This is a genomic window from Endozoicomonas sp. ALC013 (genome assembly GCF_049310205.1).
Lineage (GTDB): Bacteria > Pseudomonadota > Gammaproteobacteria > Pseudomonadales > Endozoicomonadaceae > Endozoicomonas.
On record NZ_JBLYNS010000331.1, the window covers coordinates 1 to 2,147 of the forward strand.

Here is a 2,147-nt window from a genome sequence, read left to right on the forward strand (position 1 = left end):
CACCACGGCTTAATCAGGAATCTGCAGCACCTGCCCCACACGAATAGTATTGGCACTGGATAGCCGGTTAGCACGCCTCAGGTCATTCATGCTGATTTCAAACCGATTGGCAATCTCTGACAGCGTATCCCCGGGTTTAATCACATACCGTGATGGCCGGGTGTTAAGGGTGCCCTCCTGTTTCCACTTGGCAACCAGTGTGTCCGGTGGTGGCTTTTTGTAGAACCAGCTTTTCGTACCATTGAAAATGGCTTTCGCCATCGCCTTCTGGTGACTGCGGCTCTTTAGTTTTCTGGCCTCTTCAGGATTGGTGATAAACCCGGTCTCTATCAGGATGGATGGAATATCCGGAGACTTCAGCACCACAAAGCCGGCCTGTTCCACCTGTTTTTTATGCAGCTGGTTAATCCCACCCATATTCGCCAGAACTTTATTGCCCACTTCCAGGCTGGAGGACAGGGTTGAGGTCATGGACAGGTCCAGCAGAACCCCGGCCAGAACATCATCCTTATCCCCCAGGGATATACCGCCTTCTCCGCCAATCTGGTCTGATGCGTTCTCTTTCTGGGCCAGCCAGCGAGCCGTTTCCGATGTGGCACCTCGGCGTGAAAGGGCATAAACCGACGCCCCTTTGGCACGACGATCCTTAAAGCCATCCGCATGGATGGAGATGAACAGATCGGCCTTGTTGTCCCGGGCAATCTGGGTACGACGGCGGAGGTCTATATAATAATCACCCGTGCGCACCAGCACCGGCCGAAACCCGTTCTCTTTAGACAGCAGGGTGGCCAGCTCTTTGGCTATCGCCAGGGTTACCTGTTTCTCATAACCACCGCCGTAGGCAATGGCCCCGGGGTCTTCACCGCCGTGGCCAGCATCTATCGCCACGATAATATCCCGATGACCCGCGGGCTTCTGCCGGACCACAGGCTGTGGTTTTCTGCTCTTATCATCAAACAGATCAACCACCAGGCGGTGGCCATAGGTCGCATTGGGTTTCAGCAGAAAACTTTCGCTGGACACCTTTGCACTGAGATCCAGAACGATACGCAGGTCATTTTTATTACGGGCACCATGGCGGATCTTTTGAATCGGCGTATCTTTCAGCTGCAGGCCACTGAATGAGCCACTGAGCCGGGCACCGTCAACATCAATAACCAGTCGGCTGGGGTTGCTCAGGTGGAATTTATGGTGTTCAACCGCATCGGAAACATCGAACACCAGTCGTGTTTTATCCGGCGACCGCCAGAGTCTGACATTTTTAATCAGCTTATAGACCGCTTCAGCTACCTGAACCTTCAGGGCTGCAAGCCCCACGGCCAGAATACCCAGCTGCCTGACAAAACGACGCCTGCCACCGGAAAATACCGGTTCAACCTCAGTGCCAGAGGTGGCTCTTTTTCGGGTAGGTGTCGCTGTGCGTTGTCTTCTCGAAAGCCTGGCCAGAACCCGGCGAACAATCCCTGTTCTCTGACTCATCCGCCCCCCTGAAGTGCTCTTATGGTTTCCAGCGCACGCTTCCCTTTTTCAGTCACTGCGACAATCCTTGCTTTCCTGCCGGGCAGCTCACTCTGGTCAAACGAGTGATAGGCAAAGGTAATGTCCAGATCAGCCTCTGGCAGCTCCCCCTGTCCGCGGGTTGGCCACTCAACCAGGCACAGCGCCGCTTCGCTGAAATAATCCCGACCACCAATAAATTCCAACTCCTCAGGGTCGGCAAGGCGATAAAGATCAAAGTGGTAAACCTTATGGTTATTGACCTCGTAAGGCTCCACCAGTGTATAGGTCGGGCTTTTTACCGCGCCCTGATGGCCAAGATGCCGAAGGACACCCCGGCAGAACGTGGTTTTACCCGCGCCAAGATCACCATGCAGAAAAACAATGCCCCGGTCCCCCAGGGCTTCTGCCAGATGCCCCCCCAGCGCCACCATGGCATCTTCATTTTTTATCAGCAGTTCGTATCTGCCTTGCATAAGCCTTTCCATCACAGCCAGTTGCCTGACCCTTAATGACCAATAATAAAATTCAATCGTTGTCGAATAACCGGAATCAACTCCGTTGCCCTTAAGCCGGTTTCACCCTGACCGGCAACCACCTCATCGGCAGCAGATGCATGCAGCCAGGCCGCCATTTGGGCCGCCCTGAAA

2 protein-coding genes are annotated in these 2,147 nt (G+C 54.2%); both read right to left on the reverse strand.

The genetic code is table 11. From position 1 onward, the window contains the following. Window positions 1-9: 9 nt before the first annotated feature. On the reverse strand, window positions 10-1,479 hold the full coding sequence (locus tag ACO6V1_RS23600; RefSeq protein ID WP_422462101.1) for an N-acetylmuramoyl-L-alanine amidase: 1,470 nt from the start codon (window positions 1,477-1,479) through the stop codon (window positions 10-12). Beyond that, window positions 1,476-1,973 (reverse strand): tRNA (adenosine(37)-N6)-threonylcarbamoyltransferase complex ATPase subunit type 1 TsaE, encoded by a 498-nt coding sequence (tsaE, locus tag ACO6V1_RS23605; RefSeq protein WP_422449860.1) that lies wholly within the window; start codon window positions 1,971-1,973, stop codon window positions 1,476-1,478. The genes ACO6V1_RS23600 and tsaE overlap by 4 nt, the downstream gene beginning before the upstream one ends. Window positions 1,974-2,147 lie beyond the last annotated feature (174 nt).

Excerpts from the sequence above, each read along its gene's own strand:
- tsaE (WP_422449860.1), bottom strand. The coding sequence starts at position 1,973 with ATGCAAGGCAGATACGAACTGCTGATAAAAAATGAAGATGCCATGGTG.
- ACO6V1_RS23600 (WP_422462101.1), bottom strand. The coding sequence starts at position 1,479 with ATGAGTCAGAGAACAGGGATTGTTCGCCGGGTTCTGGCCAGGCTTTCG.